The 24,506-nt window shown below is 62.1% G+C and carries 21 protein-coding genes; 15 read left to right on the forward strand and 6 right to left on the reverse strand.

Translation table 11 applies throughout. The features are described 5' to 3' along the window. Positions 1–96 precede the first annotated feature (96 nt). The 14 genes from AB1555_12370 to AB1555_12435 all read left to right on the forward strand — a co-directional run bounded on the left by AB1555_12370 (position 97) and on the right by AB1555_12435 (position 18,331). Positions 97–990, forward strand: a complete 894-nt coding sequence (locus AB1555_12370; protein ID MEW6247482.1) for a methyltransferase domain-containing protein — start codon at positions 97–99, stop codon at positions 988–990. Between the two features lie 38 nt (positions 991–1,028). Beyond that, positions 1,029–2,927: an asparagine synthase (glutamine-hydrolyzing) gene (asnB, locus tag AB1555_12375; protein MEW6247483.1), complete on the forward strand. Its 1,899-nt coding sequence runs from the start codon at positions 1,029–1,031 to the stop codon at positions 2,925–2,927. 71 nt (positions 2,928–2,998) lie between these two features. Beyond that, positions 2,999–4,174, forward strand: coding sequence for a glycosyltransferase family 4 protein (locus AB1555_12380; protein ID MEW6247484.1), 1,176 nt, complete (start codon positions 2,999–3,001; stop codon positions 4,172–4,174). Positions 4,175–4,190: 16 nt separating this feature from the next. Further along, positions 4,191–5,312, forward strand: coding sequence for a glycosyltransferase family 4 protein (locus AB1555_12385; protein MEW6247485.1), 1,122 nt, complete (start codon positions 4,191–4,193; stop codon positions 5,310–5,312). Positions 5,313–5,335: 23 nt separating this feature from the next. Then, positions 5,336–7,315: an asparagine synthase (glutamine-hydrolyzing) gene (asnB, locus tag AB1555_12390; protein MEW6247486.1), complete on the forward strand. Its 1,980-nt coding sequence runs from the start codon at positions 5,336–5,338 to the stop codon at positions 7,313–7,315. Continuing rightward, a complete protein-coding gene (locus AB1555_12395) occupies positions 7,294–8,457 on the forward strand; it encodes a glycosyltransferase (GenBank protein MEW6247487.1) in 1,164 nt (387 codons plus the stop codon). Before asnB (AB1555_12390) ends, AB1555_12395 begins: the two co-directional genes overlap by 22 nt. 30 nt (positions 8,458–8,487) lie before the next feature. After that, complete coding sequence (locus AB1555_12400; protein ID MEW6247488.1) at positions 8,488–9,546, forward strand: MraY family glycosyltransferase; 1,059 nt, start codon at positions 8,488–8,490, stop codon at positions 9,544–9,546. Continuing rightward, positions 9,543–10,871: an FAD-dependent oxidoreductase gene (locus tag AB1555_12405; protein MEW6247489.1), complete on the forward strand. Its 1,329-nt coding sequence runs from the start codon at positions 9,543–9,545 to the stop codon at positions 10,869–10,871. Before AB1555_12400 ends, AB1555_12405 begins: the two co-directional genes overlap by 4 nt. A 5-nt stretch (positions 10,872–10,876) precedes the next feature. Beyond that, positions 10,877–12,091, forward strand: coding sequence for a glycosyltransferase family 4 protein (locus AB1555_12410; protein MEW6247490.1), 1,215 nt, complete (start codon positions 10,877–10,879; stop codon positions 12,089–12,091). Beyond that, positions 12,088–13,206, forward strand: a complete 1,119-nt coding sequence (locus AB1555_12415; GenBank protein MEW6247491.1) for a DegT/DnrJ/EryC1/StrS family aminotransferase — start codon at positions 12,088–12,090, stop codon at positions 13,204–13,206. Before AB1555_12410 ends, AB1555_12415 begins: the two co-directional genes overlap by 4 nt. Before the next feature lie 132 nt (positions 13,207–13,338). Next, positions 13,339–14,346, forward strand: a complete 1,008-nt coding sequence (locus AB1555_12420) for a serine protease (GenBank protein ID MEW6247492.1) — start codon at positions 13,339–13,341, stop codon at positions 14,344–14,346. 744 nt (positions 14,347–15,090) lie between these two features. Further along, the gene (locus tag AB1555_12425; GenBank protein ID MEW6247493.1) at positions 15,091–16,890 is read left to right on the forward strand and encodes a PAS domain S-box protein; all 1,800 of its coding nucleotides are present in this window, start codon (positions 15,091–15,093) and stop codon (positions 16,888–16,890) included. Positions 16,891–16,910: 20 nt separating this feature from the next. Beyond that, positions 16,911–17,873 carry a response regulator gene (locus AB1555_12430; protein MEW6247494.1) on the forward strand — a complete coding sequence of 321 codons (963 nt, stop codon included), beginning with the start codon at positions 16,911–16,913 and terminating at the stop codon, positions 17,871–17,873. Between the two features lie 227 nt (positions 17,874–18,100). Continuing rightward, on the forward strand, positions 18,101–18,331 hold the full coding sequence (locus tag AB1555_12435) for a hypothetical protein (GenBank protein ID MEW6247495.1): 231 nt from the start codon (positions 18,101–18,103) through the stop codon (positions 18,329–18,331). An 88-nt stretch (positions 18,332–18,419) separates the two neighbouring features. On the opposite strand, the gene ilvD is transcribed toward AB1555_12435, so the two are convergent. Beyond that, positions 18,420–20,093 carry a dihydroxy-acid dehydratase gene (gene ilvD, locus AB1555_12440; protein ID MEW6247496.1) on the reverse strand — a complete coding sequence of 558 codons (1,674 nt, stop codon included), beginning with the start codon at positions 20,091–20,093 and terminating at the stop codon, positions 18,420–18,422. Positions 20,094–20,266: 173 nt separating this feature from the next. Continuing rightward, on the reverse strand, positions 20,267–21,001 hold the full coding sequence (locus tag AB1555_12445; GenBank protein MEW6247497.1) for an FAD-binding oxidoreductase: 735 nt from the start codon (positions 20,999–21,001) through the stop codon (positions 20,267–20,269). Positions 21,002–21,095: 94 nt separating this feature from the next. Between AB1555_12445 and AB1555_12450 the strand changes: the two genes are divergently transcribed. Beyond that, positions 21,096–21,335, forward strand: coding sequence for a hypothetical protein (locus AB1555_12450; protein ID MEW6247498.1), 240 nt, complete (start codon positions 21,096–21,098; stop codon positions 21,333–21,335). Positions 21,336–21,387: 52 nt separating this feature from the next. On the opposite strand, the gene AB1555_12455 is transcribed toward AB1555_12450, so the two are convergent. The 4 genes from AB1555_12455 to AB1555_12470 form a co-directional block, all read right to left on the reverse strand. Continuing rightward, positions 21,388–21,756 (reverse strand): PepSY domain-containing protein, encoded by a 369-nt coding sequence (locus AB1555_12455; GenBank protein MEW6247499.1) that lies wholly within the window; start codon positions 21,754–21,756, stop codon positions 21,388–21,390. 21 nt (positions 21,757–21,777) lie between these two features. Then, positions 21,778–22,359 carry a Spy/CpxP family protein refolding chaperone gene (locus tag AB1555_12460; protein ID MEW6247500.1) on the reverse strand — a complete coding sequence of 194 codons (582 nt, stop codon included), beginning with the start codon at positions 22,357–22,359 and terminating at the stop codon, positions 21,778–21,780. Positions 22,360–22,450: 91 nt separating this feature from the next. Continuing rightward, positions 22,451–23,479, reverse strand: coding sequence for a J domain-containing protein (locus tag AB1555_12465; GenBank protein MEW6247501.1), 1,029 nt, complete (start codon positions 23,477–23,479; stop codon positions 22,451–22,453). 318 nt (positions 23,480–23,797) lie between these two features. Next, a partial coding sequence (locus AB1555_12470) for a tRNA(Ile)-lysidine synthetase (GenBank protein ID MEW6247502.1) occupies positions 23,798–24,506 on the reverse strand: 709 nt, incomplete at its 5' end.

Consider the following 24,506-nt stretch of genomic DNA (forward strand, 5'->3'; position numbering starts at 1 on the left):
TACTTGCTGAAGGAGCAGAAGGCCAGGGGAGGGAAGACAGAAGAAATGAAGGAATCGTTGCGACAGCATGTGGTTTGTCCGACGTGTCGCGAGCCTTTGAATCTCACAGTCGACGCGTGGGACGGCGAGGAGATAGAGCGCGGCAACTTGCTCTGTACCCTTTGTAAGAAGGTTTTCCCGATCCTGCAGGGGGTTCCTCGGTTCGTGGAGTCCGATGCCTATGCGAAGAGTTTTTCATACCAGTGGAATCTGCATCGGAAGACCCAAATCGATTCTCTAGCGGGCCACGATGAGTCACTGAAGGCGTTTGCCCTAAAGACCGGTTTTGCCGAATCGGACATGAAGGGGAAGCTCGTGCTGGACGTGGGATGTGGGGCCGGGCGGTATATGGAGATTGCGGCGGATTGGGGAGCTGAGGTGATCGGCGTGGACTTATCGTACGCGGTCGATGCAGCCTACACGAACATGGGCCGTCGCAAAGGAATTCACGTCGTACAGGCCGACGTGATCAATCTGCCGTTTCGGGCCGCCACCTTCGATGCGATCTATAGCGTCGGCGTCCTCCATCACACCGCCAATACACGCGATGCGTTCTTGCGCCTGCCGCCGCTGCTCAAGCCAGCGGGGGTAATTGCCGTCTGGGTATATAGCTGGGCTGGTGAATACTCCGAGTTTCTGGATCGCTTGCGCTGTATCACGATCCACTTGCCGAAACCGCTCTTGTACGGGCTGTGTTGGACATGTGTGCCGATCCTGCACGCAATGGGGAGACTGCCTCTTCTGTGGCGGATCGCCCGGCGCATTCCGACAAGTGATCAAGGGCGAGGCCTTCGCTGGGATGTTTTGGACACTTTCGATCTGTATTCCCCCCGATTTCAGTGGAAGCATACGGGGTCGGAGGTGCGGGACTGGTTCCAGAAGGCGAACTTAGACGAGGTCACCGAATTGGCTTTCCCGGTATCAATGAGAGGACGGCGAGCAGCAGTCTAACGATCCACAATCCGAGTCGAGGACGGAGTTTCCGACACATGTGCGGCATTGCAGGACAAGTGACGGCGGATCGGAGACCCGTGGCGAAACACGTGATCGAGGCCATGGGAGAACGACTGCGGCATCGAGGACCGGACGATCATGGGATCTATGTGCGCGGGCACGTCGGCTTAGCCCACCGACGGCTCAGCATTCTGGATCTTAGCCCAGCCGGGCATCAACCAATGACGAACGAAGACGGCTCGGTCTGGCTCGTCTTTAACGGAGAAATCTATAACTTCGAGGAACTGCGTCGACTTTTGGAGGATAGGCACACGTTCAGATCACGCACTGACACGGAGGTGATCATCCATCTCTATGAGCAGCATGGGGTGCAATGCCTGTCTATGCTCAGAGGCATGTTCGCCTTTGCGATCTGGGACGAACGGACGCAGAGACTTGTGCTTGCCAGGGACCGCCTCGGAAAGAAGCCGCTCTTTTACTCAGTTCTGCAGGGAGGCTTGATGTTTGCCTCGGAGTTGAAAGCCTTGCTGGCGGGTGGAATTCCTCGGGACATCGATCCTGTCGCGATTCACTATTATCTGACCTATCAATACATTCCGGCTCCCAGAACGATTTTCCGGAACGTGAGAAAACTGCTTCCCGGGCACGTGTTGGTTTACGAAGACGGGAAGGCATCCGAAAGCTCATACTGGTCGCTGCGCTACGACGACAAGCTGACAGGTCGAACCGATCGGGAGTATGTCGAAGAGTTCCGTTCACTGTTGCAGGAATCGGTCAGGTTACGCCTGGCCAGCGACGTGCCGCTGGGAGCCTTCTTGAGCGGAGGAGTAGACTCCAGCAGCATCGTCGCCGAAATGAGTCGGCTGATGACTCAGCCGGTCAAAACCTTCTCCATCGGCTTCAAGGAAGCGGCCTACAACGAACTCCCCTACGCGCGCGATGTGGCCAAACGGTTTGGGACCAATCATCATGAGTTTATTGTGGAGTCTTCCGCCGTCGACATTCTGCCTACACTGGTGCGTGTCTATGACGAGCCTTACGCCGATTCCTCGGCGATCCCGACTTTTTACGTATCCCAGTTGTGTCGGCAGTTCGTGACCGTTGTCTTGAACGGAGATGGTGGAGACGAACTGTTCGGTGGGTATCCTCGCTATCGATTTCGGCCGATCGATCATCTGGCATCCAGGTTAATTGGAAACTCCACGAACGTCGCGATTGCTGCAGCCGAGCTGCGGAAGCTGATTGCCCGGCTACCGGGCGATGTGCCCGAGATTCGGGGCATACAATGTCGACTCGATCGCCTGTTCATGCCGATTGACCAACGCTACCTCGAACGCATCTGTTATTTCACGCCGGCCGAGGCCGAAGCGCTGTATACGTCCGGCTTCGGCCAGACGGTGCGCGGCTATAGGGCAGGAGAATTGATGAGCCAGTGGTTCGACGAGGCTCAGGCCTCTACGTTCCTGGACAAACTGTTGAGCGTGGATACCAGGAGTTATCTGCCGGATGATCTATTGGTGAAAGTAGATCGGGCAACGATGGCCCATGGACTTGAGGCCAGGTCACCGCTGTTGGATCACCGGTTGGTAGAGTTCGCCGCATCGCTGCCAGTTCATATGAAAATACGCAATGGAGAAACCAAGTACTTGCTGAAGGAGGCCATGCGAGATGTGCTTCCTGACAGCATCCTCAACCGAGACAAGAAGGGGTTCGGCGTTCCGATTGATCGCTGGTTCCGCATCGATTGCCATGAGCTTGTTCGCGAGACCCTGCTGTCCGACCGTTGTACCAGCCGGGGGTATTTCAAATCGAACCGGGTCCGCCAGATCATTGAGACACATCAGCAGACCGATGACAATTACGGGTCCCGACTGTACGCTTTGCTGATGCTGGAGCTGTGGCACCGAGAATACATGGATGGATCGACGAGCTGATGGAGTCTCTATCTGGTGGCAGGGTGGTACAAGGGAGCGTTACCACGATGTTCGGTCGGTCGGATGGCCACGTGAAGACGAACCGAGCGATTCGGGTCTGTTTCATTTCGCCTCTGGGTTATGGTTTGTACCAACCGGAGAGCAATCTGGCCTTCGGCGGAGCGGAGGTGCAATTCTTCCTACTTTCCAAAGCATTGGCAGAAGAACCGAGCTTCAAGGTGTCGGTCTTGACGACCGTGCAAACAGACTCAGGGACCGAGCGACATGACCGGATTGCCCTCTTTCGCCGACACGGAAAGGATCGGCTGGTTGCCAGCTTTACTGCCCTTTGCCGTCATCCGATACGCGTGGTGCGAGGCTACTGGTCGGCCTTTTCGGAGATGCTGCGTCTTTTTCGGAAGATCAATGCCGATGTCTATCTGCACTCAGGTGCCGGAGCGGAAGTTGGAGCCTACGCATTAATCTGCCGACTGTTGCGCCGTCGGTTTGTCTTCGTCGTTTCATCAATAGCCGATGTGTGCCGGGTTTACGGTAGGGTCGAAGGGGCGTTGAAGTGGCTCTATCCTCTAGGGGTTTGGTTGGCCGATGAAGTGGTCTGCCGGACGCGAGACCAGCAGGAAGCGCTCAGGAGTCGGTATCACCGGACGGGGGCATTGATCCGCACAGGACACCCTCTCCGACACGACTCCACGATCGAGCCTGCCATTGTCTTATGGGTCGGGCGCATCCATCCAGTCAAGCAGCCGTTGATGTTTTTAGAACTGGCGGAGCGGCTTCCGGCGGAGCGCTGTGTGATGGTCGGCATGCGGGATCGGACGCATGACGAGTTATGGCGGCGCGTCCGCGAGCGCGCGGCTCGGCTGCCCAATGTGTCGTGGCATGAGGATGTGCCGCTCCGCGATGTGGACCGCCACTTTGCCGCAGCCAAGTTGTTCGTCAACACGTCAGAGTACGAAGGCTTCCCCAATACCTTCGTTCAAGCGGCGATGCACAGCGTTCCGATTCTGTCTTGGAAAGTCGATCCCGACCGCTTGTTGACCGAACAGCGGATCGGCGTCTGCGCCGCCGGCTGCTTCGAGAGCCTGCTGTCTTCAGCCCGTGCGCTCTGCGCGGACGACGATCAGCGGCGAGAGTTAGGACGGCATGCTGAGGCCTATGCACGGGAACATCACGATCTCATGAAGTCAGTATCGGAATTCAAGCTGTTGTTGAGACGGCTGGTCTGCCCGCTGGCGGCTGAGAACTGAACTGAGGCACACGCCCATGACACCGCTTCGGCTGTGCTTTGTCGGCCCGGCCGCCTCCGTGAATCTTCGCAGGTGGGTGGAATGGTTTGCGCGCCGCGGCCATGAAGCCACCGTCGTGACGGTCGAGCCAGCCGAGCCACATCTTATTACAGGCTTCCGGCAGGTCAATATCGAAGCCACGGGAGTACCGCGCAAAGTTGGGAGGCTGGTTTCGGCCGTCCGGCTACTGCAGATGCTTCGACGACTCAAGCCGGATGTCGTGCACGTTCATTACCTTCGAGGGTTGGCCTGGGGGCTTGTGCTGAAACCTGCCTGTCCTTGTGTTGCGACGCCCTGGGGCAGCGACATTCTGGAAGAGCAGGGGGCGTTCAAAGAATGGTACAGCCGGAGTCTGACCCGTCGGTTATTGAGAAGGGCCGACTTGGTGACGACCCATTCGGCGTTTATGGAAGCGAAGGTCCGTGAGCTGGCGCCCGAGGTCCGTGCGCTGGTCAGAATCGGATGGGGAGTTGATTTGGAACGCTTCAAACCGGGTCTGGATGTGCGCATTATTCGGGAGAGGTGGAAGATCGGGGAGCAGCAGCGTGTCATCTTAAGCCCCAGGCTCGCGCAGCCATTTTACAACCACGCCCGCGTGATCCGGGCTCTCCCGAAGGTCTGCGAGCAGGTGCCTGGCTCCGTACTGGTCATTACTGAGCAGTTTGCCGATCACGTCTATGTCCGAGGTTTGCAACGGCTGGCGGCGGAGCTCGGAGTCCTGGAGCGGGTGAAGTTCGTCGGTGCCATTCCCTATGAAGACATGCCGCGGTGGCTGAATCTGGCGGACGCGGTCGTCATGGTGCCCAATTCTGACGGCATGCCGAACACGTTGATCGAGACGATGGCCTGCGGCGCCGTGCCGGTCCTCAACCGGCTCCCGCAGTATGCGGAAGTGATCCGCGATTGTGAAAACGGATGTTTCGTGGATGAGGACGAGGGCAGCCTGGCCGACGCCCTTGTCCGCGTGTTGTCGGACGCAGGTTTCAGGGCGAAGGTCTCAACGAGGAACCGCGCAACGGCGGTCGAGATCGCCGATCAAAACCGGGAAATGTCGAAAATGGAAGGGTTCTATGCGAACCTGGTCGCAGCGACCGGGTGAGAGGAGGTGCGAATCGATTCGCCATGTGCGCCATAGCGGGCATGTTCCAGGTGACGGACAAACCGGTCGATCCCGGACTGCTCGGACGTATGATCGAGCAACAGGCGCATCGCGGTCCTGACGGCGAAGGCTATGTGTTGCTGTCCGCTTCTGGACGCGAGCAGCCGTGTCTCGTCAAAGGCTCGACCGTCGCACTGTCGAGCCTGCGAGACCACCGGTATCACATTGGTCTCGGGCATCGCCGGTTGGCGGTCGTCGATCTGTCCGAGGGTGGGCACCAGCCGATGGCGACCGACGATGGGCGTTGCTGGATCACCTATAACGGAGAGATTTACAACTACCTTGAACTGCGTGCTGAACTGAAGGCCCTGGGCCATCGGTTCCGTTCGGAATCCGATACAGAGGTTCTGCTCGCAGCCTATCGGGAATGGGGGACGTCCTGTCTGGAGCGGTTCAACGGCATGTTTGCCTTTGCCCTGTGGGACGGCCAGAGAAAATGGCTCTTCTGTGCCCGCGACCGGTTCGGCGAGAAACCCTTCTATTATGTCTGGGACGGAATGCGATTCGCCTTCGCATCCGAGATCAAGGGGCTCCTCCCATTCATCGGTCGACCCAAGCCGAATCACCGGGCGGTGTATGCCTACCTCGACGGGGCGTATCTGGACTATGCCGAGAGCACGTTCTTCGAGGACGTTCGGCAACTGCCGCCTGCGCATTATCTGGTCATCGGCGAAGGGCGGCTGACGATGCATCGATACTGGCGCTTGCCGGAGTCCGATGGAGCCCCGCGAGGGACGCGGCCGGAGGATGTCGAGCGGTTTCGTCATCTCTTTCGGGACGCCGTTCGTCTGCGACTGCGGTGCGACGTGCCGGTCGGAAGTTGCCTGAGCGGAGGGCTGGATTCGTCGTCGATCGTCTGCGTGGCCAACGAGTTGCTGCGAAACGATGCGGGCGTCCCGCCTCACCTTATCGGCGCGCGGCAGAAGACCTTTTCCTCGTGCTTCGACGATCCCGCGTACGACGAGCGTCGCTTCATCCGATTCGTCGTGGAACGAACCGGCGTGGAGCCCCACTACGCCTTTCCCGATCCGAAGGAGTTTATCGAGACAGTCAGGCGGGTGGTTCGGCAGCAAGATGAGCCGTTCGGATCGACCAGTATTTTCGCTCAATGGACCGTCATGCGCCTGGCTGCCCAGCACGGAATCCGGGTGCTCCTGGACGGACAAGGGGCGGATGAGATTTTAGCCGGGTATCACGGGTTCTTCGGCGCGTTGTTCGCCGATCTTCTGGTTCAAGGCCGGTGGAGGCGATTTCGGGAGGAGTGGCGAGCCTACCGGCAACGACACGGGGCGTTGCCGCCTCAGGCGATGGCGAATTTCGCACGCGCGCTGCTTCCACACGTCGTGGTGCAGAAGGTTCGGCCTCTGATGACGGGCAGTGCAGCCTGGCTGGCCCCGGAGTTCCGGCGGCGCTGGAAAGAGGAAGGCGAGGGGGATCAGCCGGAGGGTTTCCATCTCCGCGCCATGCAGCGGCGGCTGCTCGAACGGAATGGGCTGCGCGCGTTGCTCCATTGTGAGGACCGCAACGCCATGGCGTTCGGAATCGAGCCCCGCCTGCCGTTTCTGGACCACCGTTTGGTGGAGTATGCCTTTGCGCTGCCCTCCGATCTCAAGCTTCACGAGGGATGGACCAAAGTGCTGCTGCGGAAAGCGATGGACGGGATTCTTCCCGACCCGGTGCGATGGCGGGCGGATAAGCTCGGATTTGTCACGCCCGAAGACGAGTGGTTCAGAACGTCCTTGCGGGAGATGGCCCAGGACGTCCTGTTCGACTCGCGGGCCCGCTCGCGCGGTTATCTCAATCCTGACGCGGTGCGGCGCGAGTTCGACGCGCACCAGGCGGGACGCAAGAACCTCGGGTTCGTGCTCTGGCGTTGGCTCAACGTGGAACTCTGGTGCCGTGAATTTGTGGATGCCCCGGCATGCGTCGCGCCCTCGTGCTGATCAACAACGCGGGCATCGGCGGCACCGAACGCCGGTTGGGCCGCCTGTTCGCCCGCCTGGCGGCGGAGGACCCGGAGACGGAATTGATCGTCAACGGAAGTCTCTGGGAGAAGCTTGTCGCGGCTGGCGCGGTGACCGGTCGGGAGCCGCGCGTCCGTACTTTGGCGGAGCCGTGCGGATGGATGGCGGATCGGCTCCGGCTGGTCGGTGCCGGCGCGACCTTCTGGCTCTCCAAAGTGGACTATCTGCTGATGGCGGTCTGGCTCCTCGGGCGGTACGGATTCGCAAGCCGGCGCCTGTTTCACCTGGCACTCGGCGGAGGATACGTGGCGCTGCCGCTGATGGTCGTGCGGCCGGGTCATCGCTTCGTGGTGTCGATCACCAATCCCGATCTGTCCGCCCACGTGGGAACGCCCAAGGCCTTGCCGTTGTATCGGGCGGCCTTGTCGCGTTGCGCGCAGGTCGACGCCTTGACCGTCCAGGTGCGCGAGGATTTGATCCGGCGCGGGGTTGCGCCGCAAAAGATCGCGGTTTCGCCGGGCAGCGTGGTCGACCTCGATCGTTTCCGGCCGGCCCCGGTGAAGGAGCCGTGGGTGATCTTCGCGGGACGCCTGATCGAAGACAAAAACCCGTTGCTGTTCGTCGAAGCGGCGTCGTTGATCCGACGGGGCGCGCCGGATGCGCGCTTCTTCCTGCTCGGTGACGGACCGCTGGCGCCTCAGGTCGAGACGGCCGTCGGACGGTTCGACCTGCAAGCGGTGATGACCCTGGGATTCCAGGCCGACATCGCGCCCGTGCTGGCAAAAGGGGCGGTGTTCGTCTCGCTGCAACGGCAGGACAACTATCCGTCGCAAAGTCTGCTCGAGGCCATGGCGTCCGGCCTGGCCTCCGTCGCGACCGATGTGGGATTGACCTGGCGCCTGGTGGATGAGGCGACCGGCGTCCGGGTCAAGCCGGAGGCGGCTTCGGTCGCCGAAGCGGTCGTGTCATTGTTGCGAGACCCTGACCGGCGGCGTCGAATGGGCGAAGCGGCGCGGCGTCGCGTGAGCGAGCATCATTCGGAGGAGCGCTATCGCGCCTATCTCGAACGGCTTCATGCCGGGCCGGCGGGCGGAACGAAAGGCGCGTCGGCGACTCGATGACGGAACGGCGAGTGTGAGGACGGCGAGGCGATGATCCTGCTGGGGTTCACCTTGATGCTGGCCTTCGGCTTGTCGTTGTACGGCGTGCCGTTGGCGCGCCGGGCGGCGCTGAAGTACGGGATCGTGGACAGTCCGGACGGGCGCCTGAAACATCAACGCGAGCCCGTGCCCTATCTGGGCGGCCTCGCCGTGTACCTGTCGTTCTTGATCAGCCTCGCCTTCACCTTCGAGTTCCGTCAAGACGTGCTCGGCATCGTCTTGGCGGGGACGCTGGTCATGATGCTCGGCTTGGTGGACGACTTCGGCGTGCTCTCACCGCGCACGAAACTGGCCGGGCAGTTGCTCGCCGTCTTCGTCCTGATCAAGAGCGGGATTCGCATCGAGATCGCCGCGTTGCCGGAGTGGCTCGACCTGGCGTTGACCGTGGTGTGGATGATCGGGATCATCAACGCCTTCAATCTGCTGGACATCATGGACGGGCTTTCCGCCGGCGTGGGCGTGATCAGCGCGACCTTTCTCTGCGCGATCGCGTTGCTCAACGGCGACCAGACGATCGCCTTTCTGCTGGCGGCGTTGATCGGCAGTCTGTTGGGATTCCTGCGGTACAACCGTCATCCGGCGACGATTTACATGGGCGACGCGGGCGCGATGTTCATCGGGCTGATGCTCGGCGCGTTGTGCATGATCGGCCAATACACCGGCGGCCATTCGATTTCGCTGTTGACTCCGTTGATGATTCTCGGCGTGCCCATCTTCGACACCCTGTTCGTCATGTACATTCGATTCCTCAGGGGACTGCCCATCTTTCTGGGCAGTCCCGACCACATGGCGATCCGGCTCAGGCAGTGGGGGCTGTCGGTGCCGCAGGTCGTGCTGATCAGCTATGTCGCGGCCGCGGTCCTGGGCGGAATCGGCCTGCTGGTCATGTCGGTGCCGCAGGACCTGGCGCTGGTCTTCAGCGTGCTGACGCTGATGTCGCTGGGCATCGCGGCCTATGCGCTCACACGCGTGAATGTGGGAAGCGGAAAAGGAGTCGGCCTTCAGGGACCTGTGCCGGCCGGACAACCGGAGAGAAGGACGTCCGGATGATCCTCATCGTCGGCGCCGGCTTGGCCGGCCTCAGCACCGCGTATCATCTGCGGGATCTGCCGTACCGGGTCTTTGAAAGGGAGAAAGAAGCGGGAGGGCTCTGCCGCTCGTATCAGAAAGACGGCTTTACCTTCGACATGACCGGCCACCTGCTCCACTTCCGCCGGCCGGAGATCAAGGCGCTGGTGGAGCGGTTGCTCGACGGCCGCCTGGAGAAGCATAACCGACGCTCCTTCATCTACTCTCACCGGACCTATACCGAGTACCCGTTCCAGGTGAACACCTACGGGCTTCCTCCGGAGGTGATCCGAGAATGCCTGCTCGGATTCATCGCGACCTTGACCGATCCGGCTCCGCCTGGACCGCCCGAAGAACGATCCTTCAAGGCGTGGATTTTGGAAAATCTCGGGGAGGGCATGGCGAAGCATTTCATGATCCCGTTCAATGAAAAGTTGTGGCAGGTGCCGTTGGATGAGCTCACATCCGACTGGGTGTCGTGGCTGGTGCCGAAACCGGAGCTGAAGGATGTGATCAACGGCGCCCTCGGCATCAAGGACAAGGCGTTCGGATACAACCCGACGTTTCTGTATCCGTCGACAGGGGGGATCAATGTCTTGCCGCAGTCCTTCCTGCCCGCCGTCCGCGGGATCGCCTATGACACGGAATTGGTCGAAATCGAGACGACGCGGCGACGGGCCGTCTTCCGCGACGGGCGTCAGGGAATCAGAGTGGAAGAGTACGAAGCTCTGGTTTCGACAATCCCGATTCCGGAACTGGTGCGCCGCTGCGTCGATCTGCCGCGGGACATCAAGGACGCCGCAGCCGGATTGCGGTGGGTGTCGGTGTACAACGTCAACCTGGGCGTCGCGCGGGAACGGGTGTCCGACAAGCACTGGATCTACTTCCCCGAACCCGAGTACCCGTTCTATCGGGCCGGCTTTCCGATGAATTTTGCGCCGGCGTTGGGGCGGCCCGGCACAAGTTCGCTCTATGTCGAGATCTCCCATCGCCCAAACGAAATGGTGCCGCCAGCGCGGTTGCTCGACATGGTTCGTCAAGGCATGGAGCGAGCCGGCATTTTCCGGAAAGACGACGAGATTCTCGTCGCGGACGTGAAAGATATTTACTACGCCTATGTCCTGTTCGACCGGCATCGGGCGAAGATGCTGCCGGCGATTCTACGAGAGCTGGAGCGACGCGGCATCCATTCCATCGGCCGGTACGGGCGATGGGAACATACCTCCATGGAAGATGCGATCGCCCAAGGCAAACGCCTGGCGGAGAAACTGGCCGCCGAGACGAACGGCGCCGCTGGCCGGAGCTGAGATCCGTGGACACGGTCTGCCATGTCATCACGAAGCTGGAACTGGGTGGAGCCCAGGAAGTCGCGTTGTTCACGGTCTCGCATCTCGATCGTGCGCGATTCAGGCCGGCGTTGGTGACGGGGCCCGACGGCCTGCTCACCGCGGAGGCGAAGGCCTTGTCCGGCGTTGACGTGCAGGTGCTGCCCCCGCTCCGCCGGGAGATCCGGCCGTTGCACGACCTGCTCGCTCTGATCCAACTCGTGCGGCTGTTCCGGAAGCTCCGTCCCACCATCGTCCATACTCACAGTTCCAAAGCCGGCATTCTCGGCCGCTGGGCGGCGTGGTTCGCGCGGGTCCCGGTCGTCGTGCACACCGTTCATGGATACGGCGTCACGCCGCGGCAGCCGGCCTGGCTGCGGAAGATGCTGGTCGGTCTGGAGCGATTCACCGGCCGGGTGACGACGCACTGGGTGGCGGTGTCCAAGGCAGACATCGAGCAGGGACTGCGATGGGGGTTGTTTACACGGGAGCGGGTGTCGCTGGTCCGTCCGGGCATCGACCCTCGACCGTTCTCCACCGCGCTGTCCGATTCGCAGCGACACCGTCTGCGCGCCGAGGTGGGCGTCCAAGACGGGGAGTTGCTGGTCGGCACCGTCGCCTGCCTGAAGCCGCAGAAGGCGCCGCTGGACTTTGTCGCGGTCGCGGCGCGGGTCTGCCGGCGGCTTCCCTCGGTCCGCTTCGTGCTGGTCGGAGACGGCGAGTTGCGGGAGCCGGTTGAAGCGGCGATCCGCAAAGCCGGCTTGCAGGAGCGCCTGCGGCTGCTCGGCTGGAGGCGGGACGTTCCGGCTTTGATGCAGGCGCTGGATGTGTTTCTGCTGACGTCCCATTGGGAAGGGTTGCCCCGCGTGCTCTTGGAAGCGCGGGCCAGCGGCCTGCCCGTGGTGGCGACGCGGGTGGGAGGTTCGGAAGAGGCGATCGTCGAGGGTGAACACGGATGGTTGTGCCGCGCGGGAGATGTGGACGGAATGGCGCAACGAGTCTGCCGTGTCCTGGAAGACGCCGGGCGACGGTCCAGGCTCCGGGTCCGCCGAGATCCGCTGCCGCAAGAATTTGAGATTCACGAGATGGTCAGGCAATATGAAGCTCTGTATGGACAGCTGCGGCCCGGCTCATGGTCGTGCGGCGTCGAGGCGCAGAACGACACGACTCGGAACCCTTCTTTCGTGAGGAGGAAACCGTGAACGTTCCCTTGTTGGACCTGAAGGCGCAGTATCGGTCGATTCGATCGGAGATCATGGGGGCGATCGAGGCCACGTGCGATGAACAGGGGTTCGTGCTGGGCCCTCGGGTCGCCGCGCTGGAGCAGGCGGTGGCCAAGTATGTCGGCGGCGCCCACGCGGTCGGCGTGGCGTCCGGCAGCGACGCCCTCCTGCTCTCGTTGATGGCGCTGGGCGTCAAGGCCGGCGACGAAGTGATCACCGTGCCCTTCACCTTTTTCGCGACGGCGGGGGCGATTTCCCGGCTCGGCGCCAAGCCGGTCTTCGTGGACATCGGAGCCGAGACCTTCAACATGGATCCCGATTTGATCGAGAAAGCGATCACGCCCCGGACCAAGGCGATCATTCCGGTACATCTGTTCGGGCAATGCGCGGACATGGAGGCGATCAACGGGATCGCCGGGCGGCGTGGGCTTCGAGTCATCGAAGACGCCTGCCAGGCCATCGGGGCCGCGCGTCACAACGTCCGGGCCGGCGTGCTCGGGGACACCGGCTGCTTCAGCTTTTTCCCGTCGAAAAATCTCGGCGGCTTCGGCGACGGAGGCATGGTCACGACCAACGACAAGGGCCTCGCCGAATCGATCGCGATGCTGCGGGTGCACGGCAGCAAAGTCCGTTATCTGCACGAGGCGGTCGGGATCAACAGCCGGCTGGACGCGCTGCAGGCGGCCGTCCTGTCGGTCAAGCTCAAGTATCTGGATCAGTGGACCGAGGGGCGGAGAAGGAATGCCGCCCGCTACGAGCAATTGTTCAAGGAGGCGGGCCTCGACGAGCGCGTGCGGCTGCCCAAGACGCAGGCCGGCAACTTCCACGTCTTCAACCAATTCACCGTTCGCGCGCAGAAGCGCGACGAACTGCGCGCCTACCTCAAAGACAAGGGTGTCGGGACCGAAGTGTATTATCCCCTGCCGATGCACCTGCAGAACTGCTACAGGGACCTTGGTTACCACAAAGGCGCGTTCCCGGTTTCCGAACGGGCTTCCGAGGAAGTGTTGTCGCTGCCCATCTACGCGGAATTGACCGACGACCAACTGTCCTACGTGGTGCAGACGATTGCCGAGTTCTATCGCAAGCAATGAGCAAGCAAGGAGTCGCCTGGACGTTCTGCGTGTCCTGCGAGCGGCGGCTGGTATCGTCGGACGGGCCGGTTTATACTGTCGTGAAGGCCTGGCGCTCGTCGTATCTCGCGAGGACGAACTGAAGAGGCGCGGATGAAGCCGACACTCTTACCGGTCGCCGTCGCGGCCGGTCTCGCGTTATGGTCGAGGATCGGCCTCCCGGCCGAACTGACGCCGCGCGAAATTTACGAGCAGCGTTCGCCGGCGGTCGTGATGGTCATGGGCCATTCCAACGCCGGCCGACGAGGCAGCGGCGGCACCGGTTCCATCATCCAACAGGACGGGCTCGTGTTGACGAACGCCCATGTCGTGATCGAGGAGCCGACGGGCAAGCCCTATCCCCGCTTGACGGTCTATCTGAAGCCGGACCGGGTGACCGGCGATCCGAAGGCGGATTTGTCGCGAGGAGTCAAGGCGCGCGTAGTGGCCTTCTCGCAACCGCTGGACCTGGCGCTGCTCAAGCTCGAGGGGACAGCCGGACCGCTGCCGGTCCTCGAGCTGAGCGACTCCGACGGGACCAGGATCGGCGATCGCGTGGTGGCGATCGGGCATCCCGAACAGGGCGGGCTCTGGACCTTGACGACCGGCACCATCAGCGCGGAGTTCGAGAATTTTCAAGGCACGAAGGGCAAATCCGTGTTTCAGACGGAAACGGGACTGAACCGCGGCAACTCCGGCGGCCCATTGCTGGACGCTTCCGGCCGCATGATCGGGGTCAATACAGCGATCGCGCGCGTCGCGCCGGACGGACTGCCGATTACCAGTATCAGTTTCGCGCTCAAGTCCAGCGTCGCGAAGCGATGGCTGCGTGAGCAGGGAATCGCGCCGCAACAGGTGCTGGCTCCACCCGACACGCCTGCGCCGGACACATCCGGCGATCGTTCCACCCCTCTGCCCAGCGGGCAAACGACTCGCCCCGCGAATCCTCCGCCCTCGACGCCCAAGGCCGTCCCTCCCTCTCCATCCGTTCCGTCTGCTCCACAAGCCGTGACTCCGCCTCGACCGTACAATCTGGACCGGCTCATCAGTGAGCGGAGTCGCGCCGAGGCCGATCTGGAGGAAATGATCAAGGAAATGCGGGGCAAGCTGGGCGGGCGATAAGGATTGCCCTGTTCACTTTTCGATCAGCCCTGATCAAGATCTGTTCGTCCGACACATCAGGGCTTCACCGGGTTTCCTTCTTCAGTCTGCGCTCCCTCGTTCTCATAACGAAGAAAACCAGGACCTTCCCCGGGGAACGGTTGGAGTCCGGCCTCCCGGCCTAGGGGTTGAACTTGCCGGAGGCGCACGGACATTTCGGCGACCTGCCCGGCGAGAGAACCTGAGAAATCGCTGTCGTGATAAGGCCATCGGCGCAAGAGCCGAATGCCGGAACGGCTGCGCGAATGCCGCCTCCTGCTCCTGTCTACCCCACTCCCCATCCCGATGGGGCGATCGAAGAAACTGGGGAAATGCCCAGTGGGTCTTTCGGCCTGTCGGTCGGGCTTCCTTGTGAAGAGCTCTTGAACATCCCCAACATCGTTCAAAGCTGAACGGTGATGCAGGGTCATCACTACCGGCCGAGGCGGTTCGTCTGTTCGGCGACTTCGCCGGCGGCCTTCCGATCGGCGTCATCCGAATTCCGACGCGATGGGCCCCGGCTTTGTGACTCCGCCGCTTGTCAAAAATTCTCAAGGCCGGCGATCCTACAGACTTTTCTCCTGTAGACAAGGGTCGGATTCCGGTTCGATCTCCCGCACCGTGTTCTCTTGTTCTTCGTGGAAGGGAGAGAGGGATCCCCCTCTACGACGTCATATAAACGCATGATTTTCTTCGAAGGCATAACTCTTGCTCAATTTAACGTCCATGGCGATCCTCCGACCTGATTTCCCCATCATCGGCGTCACGATCACGCTTATCGGCGCCATCTGGGCCATGGACTACTGGTTGCCGCTGGGCCTTCAGGCGGCGGTCCTGTATGTCGTTCCGGTCTTGACTTCCTCGTGGATCCGGTCACGCCGCGCGACACTGCTGGTGGCCGGCATCGCCTCGGTCCTCACCCTCGCCGACGCGTTCGTAGAAGGACCCTCAGTGGTGCCGTATTGGGTCGTGCTCTGCAATCGCAGTCTGGCGCTTCTGGCGGTGTGGACCACGACCGTGCTGTGTGTCAGGCGTCAGCACAGCGAAGAAGAACTCCGGTGGGTCTACGAGGGAATCGAACGCCAGATCGCCGAGCGCACCGCCGAACTCGAACAAGCCAACAAGGAACTGGACGCGATGCGCCAGGAAGCGTTGTTGCAGTTGGCTGAGATCGTCAAGTCGTCCGACGACGCGATCATCGGAAAGACCCCGGACGGGATCATCCGAAGCTGGAACGCCGGGGCGGAACGGATCTATGGGTATCAAGCCGAAGAGGTCATCGGTCGGCCCATCTCGCTGCTGTGTCCTCCGAATCGTCCCGATGAAATCCCGGCCATGCTCGAACGCATCCGTCGTGGCGAACATGTGCGCAATTTCGAGACGGTACGGCGAAGGAAAGACGGAAAGAAGATCGACGTGTCGCTCACGATTTCCCCAGTCAAGGACGCCGACGGCCGGATCGTCGGCGTGTCCTCCATCGCCCGCGATATCACGGAGCGGAAGCGGATCGAGGCGGCGTTGCGCGAGAGCGAAGCCCGTTTCCACATGATGGCGGACACCGCGCCGGTGATGGTGTGGATGGCCGGACCGGACACCCAGTGCACCTTCGTCAACAAGCGGTGGCTCGAATTTACCGGGCGGACGCTGGAGCAGGAATTGGGGGATGCCTGGGTCAGCGGCGTCCACCCGAGCGACATGCGGCGCTGCCTGGACACCTATCTGTCCGCGTTCCAGACCGAGCAACCGTTCACGATGGAGTATCGCCTGCGCCGGGCGGACGGACAGTACCGCTGGGTCCTGGATACGGGCATTCCGCTCTTCGAAGCGGACGGCACTTTCGCCGGATTCATCGGGTCTTGCATGGATCTGACGGAACGCAAAGAGATGGAGGACCAGCTCCGGAAGGCGCTGAAGGAGAAAGAAAGCCTCCTGCGGGAGGTGCATCACCGCGTCAAGAACAACCTGCAGGTGATCTCCAGTCTGCTCAACCTGCAATCGGCCAGCATCAAGGATCAGCAGATCGCGCAATTGTTCAAGGAATGCCAGACGCGCATCACGTCCATCGCCCTGCTGCACGAAACCTTGCATCGCTCGCAGGACCTCTCGCAGATCAAAATGGGCGACTATATCCGGACGCTGACCGGGCACCTCTTCCGTTCGTACGGCGTGGATCCCCGCCAGATTGTCCTCGACCTCAACGTCGAAAACGTGGAGTTCGACCTTGATACGGGCATGACCTGCGGCCTGATCGTCGACGAGCTCGTCGCCAACTGCCTGAAGCACGCGTTTCAGCCCGGCAGGCAGGGGCATATTCAGGTCGACCTGGTCGCCAACCTGGATGACACGTACACCCTGCGGGTCAGCGACGACGGGACCGGATTGCCGAAGGACGGGGTCTTGCGGAACCCGGACTCGTTGGGACTCGAGCTGGTCGGTCTGTTGGCGGAAAAGTTGGAAGGGACCGTCGAGTTGCAAAGCGGCAAAGGCACGGAGTGGCGGATCAGGTTCCGGACCCTGAATTATTAGGAACGCATGTGAGGGGTGTTATGGAACAGGCGAGAATTCTGGTGGTGGAAGATGAGCCGATCGTGGCGAGGGACATCCAGCTCAGTCTCCAGCGGCTGGGGTACGAGGTGCCGGCCACGGCGTCGTCCGGAGAGGAGGCGATCCGGAAAGCGGCGGAGACGCGGCCCGATCTCGTCGTGATGGACATCGTGTTGAAGGGCAAGATGGACGGCGTCGAGACCGCTCAGCATCTCAAAGACCGGCTGAACGTGCCGGTCATCTACTTGACGGCCTTCGCCGACGACCAAACCCTCGAACGGGCCAAAACGACGGCCCCGGCCGGCTACATGCTCAAGCCCTATCAGCCGCACGAGCTGCGAACGAGCATCGAGATCGCGCTCCATCGGAGCCAGTCGGAACGGGGCCTGCGCGAAAGCCTGCGCTGGCTGGCGACCACCGTGCGCGTGATGGGTGACGCCGTGTTGACCACCAGCCGAGGCGGACGTCTCACTTACATGAGTCCCGCCGCGGAGGCGCTCACCGGATGGACTCAGAAAGAGGCCTTGGGCGCCGGCCTCCGGGCGATCCTGTGCATCGAGGAACAGGGGCAGATGCACGAGATCGACGATCCGGCCATGACCGCGATGGAAGAATGCCGGATCGTCGATCTGTCCGAGGTCACGCTCGTGACCAAAGACTATCGGAAACGACCGATCGAAGGCCGCGCCGCCCCTGTCGTGGATGACGCCGGCGTCGTCATCGGCGCGGTGGTGGTGTTTCGGGACGCGCGTGTGCTCGCCCGCTCGGAACAGGAACGGGACATCGACGAGCATCTGAGCCGGGCGAAGGGAGTCATCAACCTCTGCGCCTGGTGCAAGAAGGTGCCGGACGAAGAAGGCAATTGGTGGGATCTGGAGACGTTCATCACGGACCATTCGTGCATCCGCTTCAACGGAGGCCTGTGCCCGGACTGTATGGAGAGGTGCTTCCCGAAAGAGGGGTGATCATCGGTCAATCTCCGGCGGTTGACAACAGCGGCCGGAAAGAGCCAACATATCATCAGTGTGCGGCCCGGAGGCCTGAAATGGGACCGGGGTAGGTCAGTTCGGAAAGGTATTCCAAACGCTGCGCGAAACACGACGCCGTCAGCGAGCGCCCGTGGGGAGAACTGTATAGCCTCACGGGCGCTTTTCTTTTGCGGAGAGAGAAGAAGCTCACAAGGAGGTTGACTATGAAGCGGCTAGTCGGGTTCTTGGCTCTTTTGTTGTTGCTCTTCACACCCGTCATAGCGTTTGCCGAAGGAGTGAGCGGGTATTCCAGAGGCAACGCGATTCTGTACTACTCCGCCATTGCGGCGGTCCTGATCTACGGCATCTATGACATCTTCCATAAAAAATGGTTGACGTGGATCAGCGCCATCCTGATTCCCGTCGCGCTGTACTTGAATTTGCCGGCGAAATAGGCCCTCGGCCGTCCACGGCCTACCCGGGAAAAGACCGATGCACTGGGCGGTGGGGGAACCCCCATCGTTTCCCCCGCCTCGTGCAGGGTTAGCTCATCACCGCGCCTTCCGACGCCGACGACACGTGCCGCGCATACTTGGCCATCACGCCGGCGGTGTAGCGGGGCGCCGGGTGTTTCACTTTCTTCAGGCGGGCGGCCAGTTCTTTCTGCGTCAGGTCGACGTCCAGCCGGCGCTTCGGGATGTCGAAGACGATCACGTCGCCGTTTTTCACGGCGGCGATCGGGCCGCCTCTGGCGGCTTCCGGTGAGACGTGGCCGGCCATCAGGCCGTGGGTGGCGCCGGAAAAACGGCCGTCGGTGAGGAGGGCCACGGAGTCGCCGAGCCCTTCCCCCACAATGGCGGCGGTCACGCCCAGCATCTCGCGCATGCCGGGCCCGCCCGCCGGGCCTTCGTACCGAATCACCACCACGTCCCCGGCCTTGATCTGACAGGCTTTCACCGCGGCGAAGGCGTCTTCCTCGCGATCGAAGACCTTGGCCGGTCCGCGGAACTTCAGCATCGAGTGTCCCGCGACTTTCACCACGCACCCGTCCGGCGCCAGATTGCCTTTCAAAATGACCAGCCCGCCGGTCGGTTTGATCGGATTCGAGAGGGGCCTTACGACCTGTTGTCCGGGCGTTTCCTTCACCTGTCCGGCTTCTTCCCCGATCGTACGGCCGGTCACGGTCGGCTGGTCGGGGTGCAGCAGGCCAGCATCCAGCAACCGCTTGGCGACCAGCGTCGTCCCGCCCGCCGCATAGAGATCGGCGGCCATGAACCGGCCGCCCGGCTTGAGATCGGCGAGCAGCGGCACTTTCCGGTTGATCTTGTCGAAGTCGTCGAGGGTGAGCCGCACACCAGCTTCCCGGGCCACCGCCAACAGATGCAGCACCGCGTTGGTCGAGCCGCCCGTCGTGGCGACGGCCGCGATCGCGTTCTCCAAGGATTTGCGCGTGATGATCCGGCGCGGGCGGAGGTCCTGTTTCAGCAACTCCATCACCAGCTTGCCGCATGCAAAGGCCACGTCGTCCTTGCACGGGTCCATCGCCGGCACGCCGTTCCAGCCCATCGGCGAGATGCCGAGAAACTCGAAGGCGATCGCCATGGTGTTGGCCGTGAATTGGCCGCCGCAGGCGCCGGGACCGGGACAGGCACGGTCTTCCAGCTCTTTCAGCTCGGCGTCGGTCATCTTGTGGGCCGCGTGCTTGCCCACCGCTTCGAACACGTCCTGAATCGTCACGGCGCGACCCTGAAACGTGCCGGGCATGATCGAGCCGCCGTAGAGCATCAGCGACGGCAGATCCAATCGGGCCAGCGCCATCACCGTGCCGGGAATGGTCTTGTCGCACCCGGACAGGGCCACGACCGCGTCGAAGAGGTGTCCGCGCGCGACCAATTCCACCGAGTCAGCGATGACCTCGCGGCTGATGAGCGACGCCTTCATCCCCTCCGTGCCCATGGAGATCCCGTCCGAGATCGCGATGGTGTTGTATTCGATCGGCGTCCCGCCGGCCGCGCGGATGCCGGCCTTCACCCGTTCGGACAGCCGGCGCAGATGGTAATTGCAGGGCATCACCTCGATCCAGGTGTTGGCCACGCCGACCAGCGGGCGGGACAAATCGTCATCGGTGAACCCCACGGCCTTCAGCATCGCCCGAGCCGGAGCCCGGCCGGGACCTTGAAGTAGATCGTGGCTTTTTCTCTGCAGTGGATTGGTCATGTTCTCCTCAACCTGGACAACGTGAAGCGGGGCACCCATTGCATTCTTGGAGCAATGGGTCCCGGTGAATCGTCGCTCGTATCGGTCTTGCGCTTCACGCTTCACGAACGACGAGTTACGCGGCAGGCAATTTCTCACAGATGGACGAAAGGGGTCAACCGGCCGCGCTGTGCCTAATCGTCCGGCTCGCCGGTGTCGTCGTAATATTTCTCGCGGTAGATGGGGCAGAGACCCTCCTTGTTGATGAACGCGGACACGTCCGCGATCATGCCGCTGTTGCCGCACAGGTAGACGGCCAGATTCTTCACCGAGGTCAGCCGTTCTTCGACGAGCGTCGTCACACGCCCGACCGGACCGGTCCACCGCGCCTGCGGCCGTGACAGCGTGATGGCAAAGGCAAAATTCGGGTGCCGCTTTGCCAGCGCGTCCAATTCATTCTGGTAGTACACGTCGCGCTCGCTCCGCAGCCCCCAGTAGAGGGTAATGCGCCGCTCGAAGCCGCGTTCGAGCCGGTCCTCGATCATGGAACGGAACGGCGCGATGCCGGTGCCGGTCGCGACGAAGAGCAGATCCCTGGCCGGATCGTCCCGCACGTAAAATGCGCCGGCCGGGCCTTGGAACCGCGTCTCGTCGCCCGTGCGCAGGCTGAAGAGGTAGGTGGAGCCGGGACCGCCGGGAACCAGGTTGAACAGGAGCGTGATGAACTCGGGTCGGCTTGGCGGAGAGACGATCGAGTAGGGACGCGTCACCGGCCGGTGCAGCCTCGGATGCATGACCTCGAAGGACACGAACTGTCCCGCCTTGAAGTCGATCTTGGGCGGGTCGAGCAGGCGGAGAACAAGTTCCCGCACATCGTGGGTCAGGTCCCGCACTTGTTCAACGCGGGCATGGAAAACTTGAATGGCCATAGACAACGGCGCCCTCCGAACGACCGGCGCCGGCCGGGGGCTTGATTTTCATCCAAACCAGGTTACTGAAAACGATCGAGCGAAGGACGGCTCGATGCGCGACGACACCGCCCGACACGCGTTCTTCCTGTTAGCGGCGGCCGCAGGGTTCGTCCCGTCGCCGGCATGGGCGGCGGAGTGGCCGTCGGAAGCGGATGCCTTCTCCGCGGTCGTGGCAGGGCTGGTCTTTGTCATCTTTTGCGTCGGTGCCGGGATTTCACTCTGGCAGGAGAAGCGGCGGGCATCAGTTTCCAATTCCAAGATCACTCGCAACCGGCTCCGCAAGGTCGCCTGAGTACAGGGAGCGCCGCTTGCGCGGCGCAAGCCCTGTCGCCGGGCAAGTCCCGTTATTTGCCCTTCTCTTTGCCTTTCTTCTTCTCGCCTTTCTTCTCTTCTTTCTTCTCTTCGGTATCGATCACGTCGCCCGTTGCGGCGTCGATATGGACTTCGGTGACTTTGTTATCAGTACCGACAATCTCCACCTCCCATACGGTCTTGCCGTGTTTCTTTTCCAATTCGGCCTCGACCACCGTGCCCTGCACCTTCTCCGAGGCCGTCTTGATCGCCTGGTCGATGGTGACCTTGGCGTCTTTCACAAGTTCCGAGACCTTGGCCTCCTCTTTGTCCTTCTTGCCCTTTTCATCGCTCCAGGCCGGCGCGCTCAGCGCCAGCGTCGAGCCCATGACGGTCACCGCAACAATGCCGAACCTGCGCATGATTCACCTCCTGTCGGATGATTAGTTTTTCTTTCCGTCGTCCTTCTTGGGCTCTCCCTTGGGGCTCCCGTGACCGCGGCCGGCGCTCTTATGCTCTCGCATCATTTTTTCATGGATGCCCTTTTCCTTTTCCCGTTGCTCGGGCGTCAACAGCCCGAGCGCCTCGCGCCGGGCCTTGATGGCGGCCAGGCGAAGCCCGACTTGCAGCTCCTCGCTTTGCTTCAGCTTGGCCTCGATGGCGCCGAGGTCCGACTTGTCGTCTTCAACCAAGGCCCGCAGTTCGCGTTCCGCGATCTGAATGTCCGCCTCGCTCTTGATGCGGGTCTTGTCCAGGTTGAGCTGCAACTCCTTGAGCTTGCCGACCTGCTCGTCGTTCAGCCCGATGTCCTTCTGGTGCCTCAAGAGGTGGCGGATGAGGTGGGAGGTGCTGCCGTGCAGCATCATGCCCATCCCCATACCGTGGCCGCCGTAGCCTTCTTTGCCGTAGCCGTCCCTGCCGTGTTTGTCGGCCGGCGGATCGGCCCACGCGGGCTGCAAGGTGAACGCCAATATAGCCAGAGTTGCCAAGCCCATCGAGAAGACAGTGACCGCGAATCTCTTCATCACACCCTCCTTGTGTTGAGTGGCCGTCGTTTGCATGTGCGCCGAGCGGTTCACCGTCGCCTGTCGGCGGGATGAAGGCGAACCGGGACGATCATCCGCGGCGCGCAGCCGCGAGCAGGTCCGCGCGCGGATCGGGATGCGGGAATCGGCCGAGTTGCTCGTACAGTTTGCGCTCTTCTTCCGTCAGCGTCGGCGGCATTACGACCTGCAGCGTCAAAAACAGATCGCCATGGCCGCCCGACGCGGTGGGGAGGCCTTTGCTTTTGAGCCGGAGCTTCGCACCGGCCTTGCTGCCGGGCGGGACTTTGACCTTGACCGGCTCCGTCAGGGTCGGCGCCAACACCTCCGCCCCCAACGCCGCTTCCCACGGCCATACGGGAAGCGCCACGTGTAGGTCGCTGCCCTGTTTCCGAAAGACGCCCTCGGCGGCGATGTGGACCCGCAGGTAGAGGTCGCCCGGCTTGCCGCCGTTCACGCCGGGATGGCCCTTCCCCGCCACGCGCACCCTCGTGCCCTCCTGCACGCCGGCCGGAATTCTCACCTCGATGGTGCGCGTCTCCTGTCGTGCGCCGGAGCCCAGGCAGGTCGGACAGGGCCGCCCCCGCGCCATCCCCGTTCCGCCGCACGCGGAGCAGGGGACCGTCTCCGACAGCGTGAGCCGCCGCGTGACACCGGTCAGGACTTCGCGGAGCGAGAGATGGACGTCGGTTTCCAGGTCCTCGCCCTGGACCGCGAATCCGCGCGCTGTGCCTGCGCCGCGCCCCCGCCGGCCGAAAAACGTCTCGAAGATGTCGCTGAACGCCTCGGCGTCGCCGAACGAGAACTCCGGTCCCGCTCCGGCGCGCGCTCGCGCCTCCTGCCTGGCCTTTTCATAGGCTTCCGCCTGCTCCCAGTTGTGCCCGTACCGGTCGTATTTCTTGCGCTTGTCCGGATCGGAGAGGATCTCGTGCGCCTCGTTCAGTTCTTTGAATTTTCGCTCCATCTCCGCCTTGCGGCCGCCGCTGTGCAAGTCGGGATGGTACAGGCGCGCAAGCCGGCGGTAGGCCTTCTTGATGTCGTCTTGCGTGGCCGTGCGCGGCACGCCGAGCACTTCGTAATAATCTCTTTGAACCGTGGCCATTCTCAGGCGCGAAGAGAAAAAGCAGTGATTGAGTGATTAGTGAATGAGTGATTGGGCAAATGCTGAAGTATCACTGTCCGCTTTCATCGACGCGAATGAGCAATCACCGAATCACCCCCTCCCCGAGACCCTCCCCCTTGAAAAAGGGGGAGGGTGGGGAAAGCTGATGGCTATTGGCTGCTCGCTGTTGGCTATTCTGACAGCAGCTTACGAGGTTGCGCGGTCCTATTCAAGTGGTGAGCAGGCGGCCGATAGCGAACAGCGAGCAGCCTAGGGATATTTTCTTTTTGCCACCTGCTGCCCGCTATCGGCTGTTAGCTATTTGCTGACTTTCGCGCGCGCCATCATCTTGCAATAGGAACAGATCTCGGCCGTCGTGGGCTGGCCGCAGCTCGAGCAGGGATGGAGCGAGGCCCGGTCTTTTTCGGTCATGGAGGACGCCGCCGGCTGCTCTTTCGCTTGCCGCTCCAGGAAGCCCCAATAGAATCGCTGCTTCGTGCCAGGAGATTCCGTCTCCAGCCGGTTCAACACGTCCTTGTAGAGGAGCATTTTGGAGCCCTTGGCCATCGGGCATTCCTCGACGATGTACTCGATCTTGTTCAGCACCGCGTAGGCGGCGATCTCGCGCTCGGCCAAACGATAGAGCGGCTTCACCTTCTTGGCGAATCCTTCCACCGATGCTGGCAGGCTGGGTCCCTGCTTGTCCAAATAGTCGTCCTGCCAATGGAGCACGTTGCCGAGCAGCCGGGCCGCTTCGTCGTCGAGGTTGTGGCCCGTGGCCATCACGTCGTAGCGCTGCTCGATCGCCGCGCGGTTGAACTGATAGCGTTTGATCGTCCCGCACGTCGAACACGTCGGCCTATGAACCAGATCGGCTAGTTCGCGGATGCCTGCGCCTTCCTCCTGTTCGACCTTGTGGATATGGAGCCTCGCACCGTGCGCGGCTGCGACGGTGTCGGCGAAGGTCTGCACCTTCTGCTGCGACTGCTCCGAGTAGCTCCCGATACCGAGGTTGACGTAGAGCGCG

Source organism: Nitrospirota bacterium (assembly GCA_040755395.1).
In the GTDB taxonomy this organism is placed as follows: Bacteria; Nitrospirota; Nitrospiria; order Nitrospirales; family Nitrospiraceae; genus DATLZU01.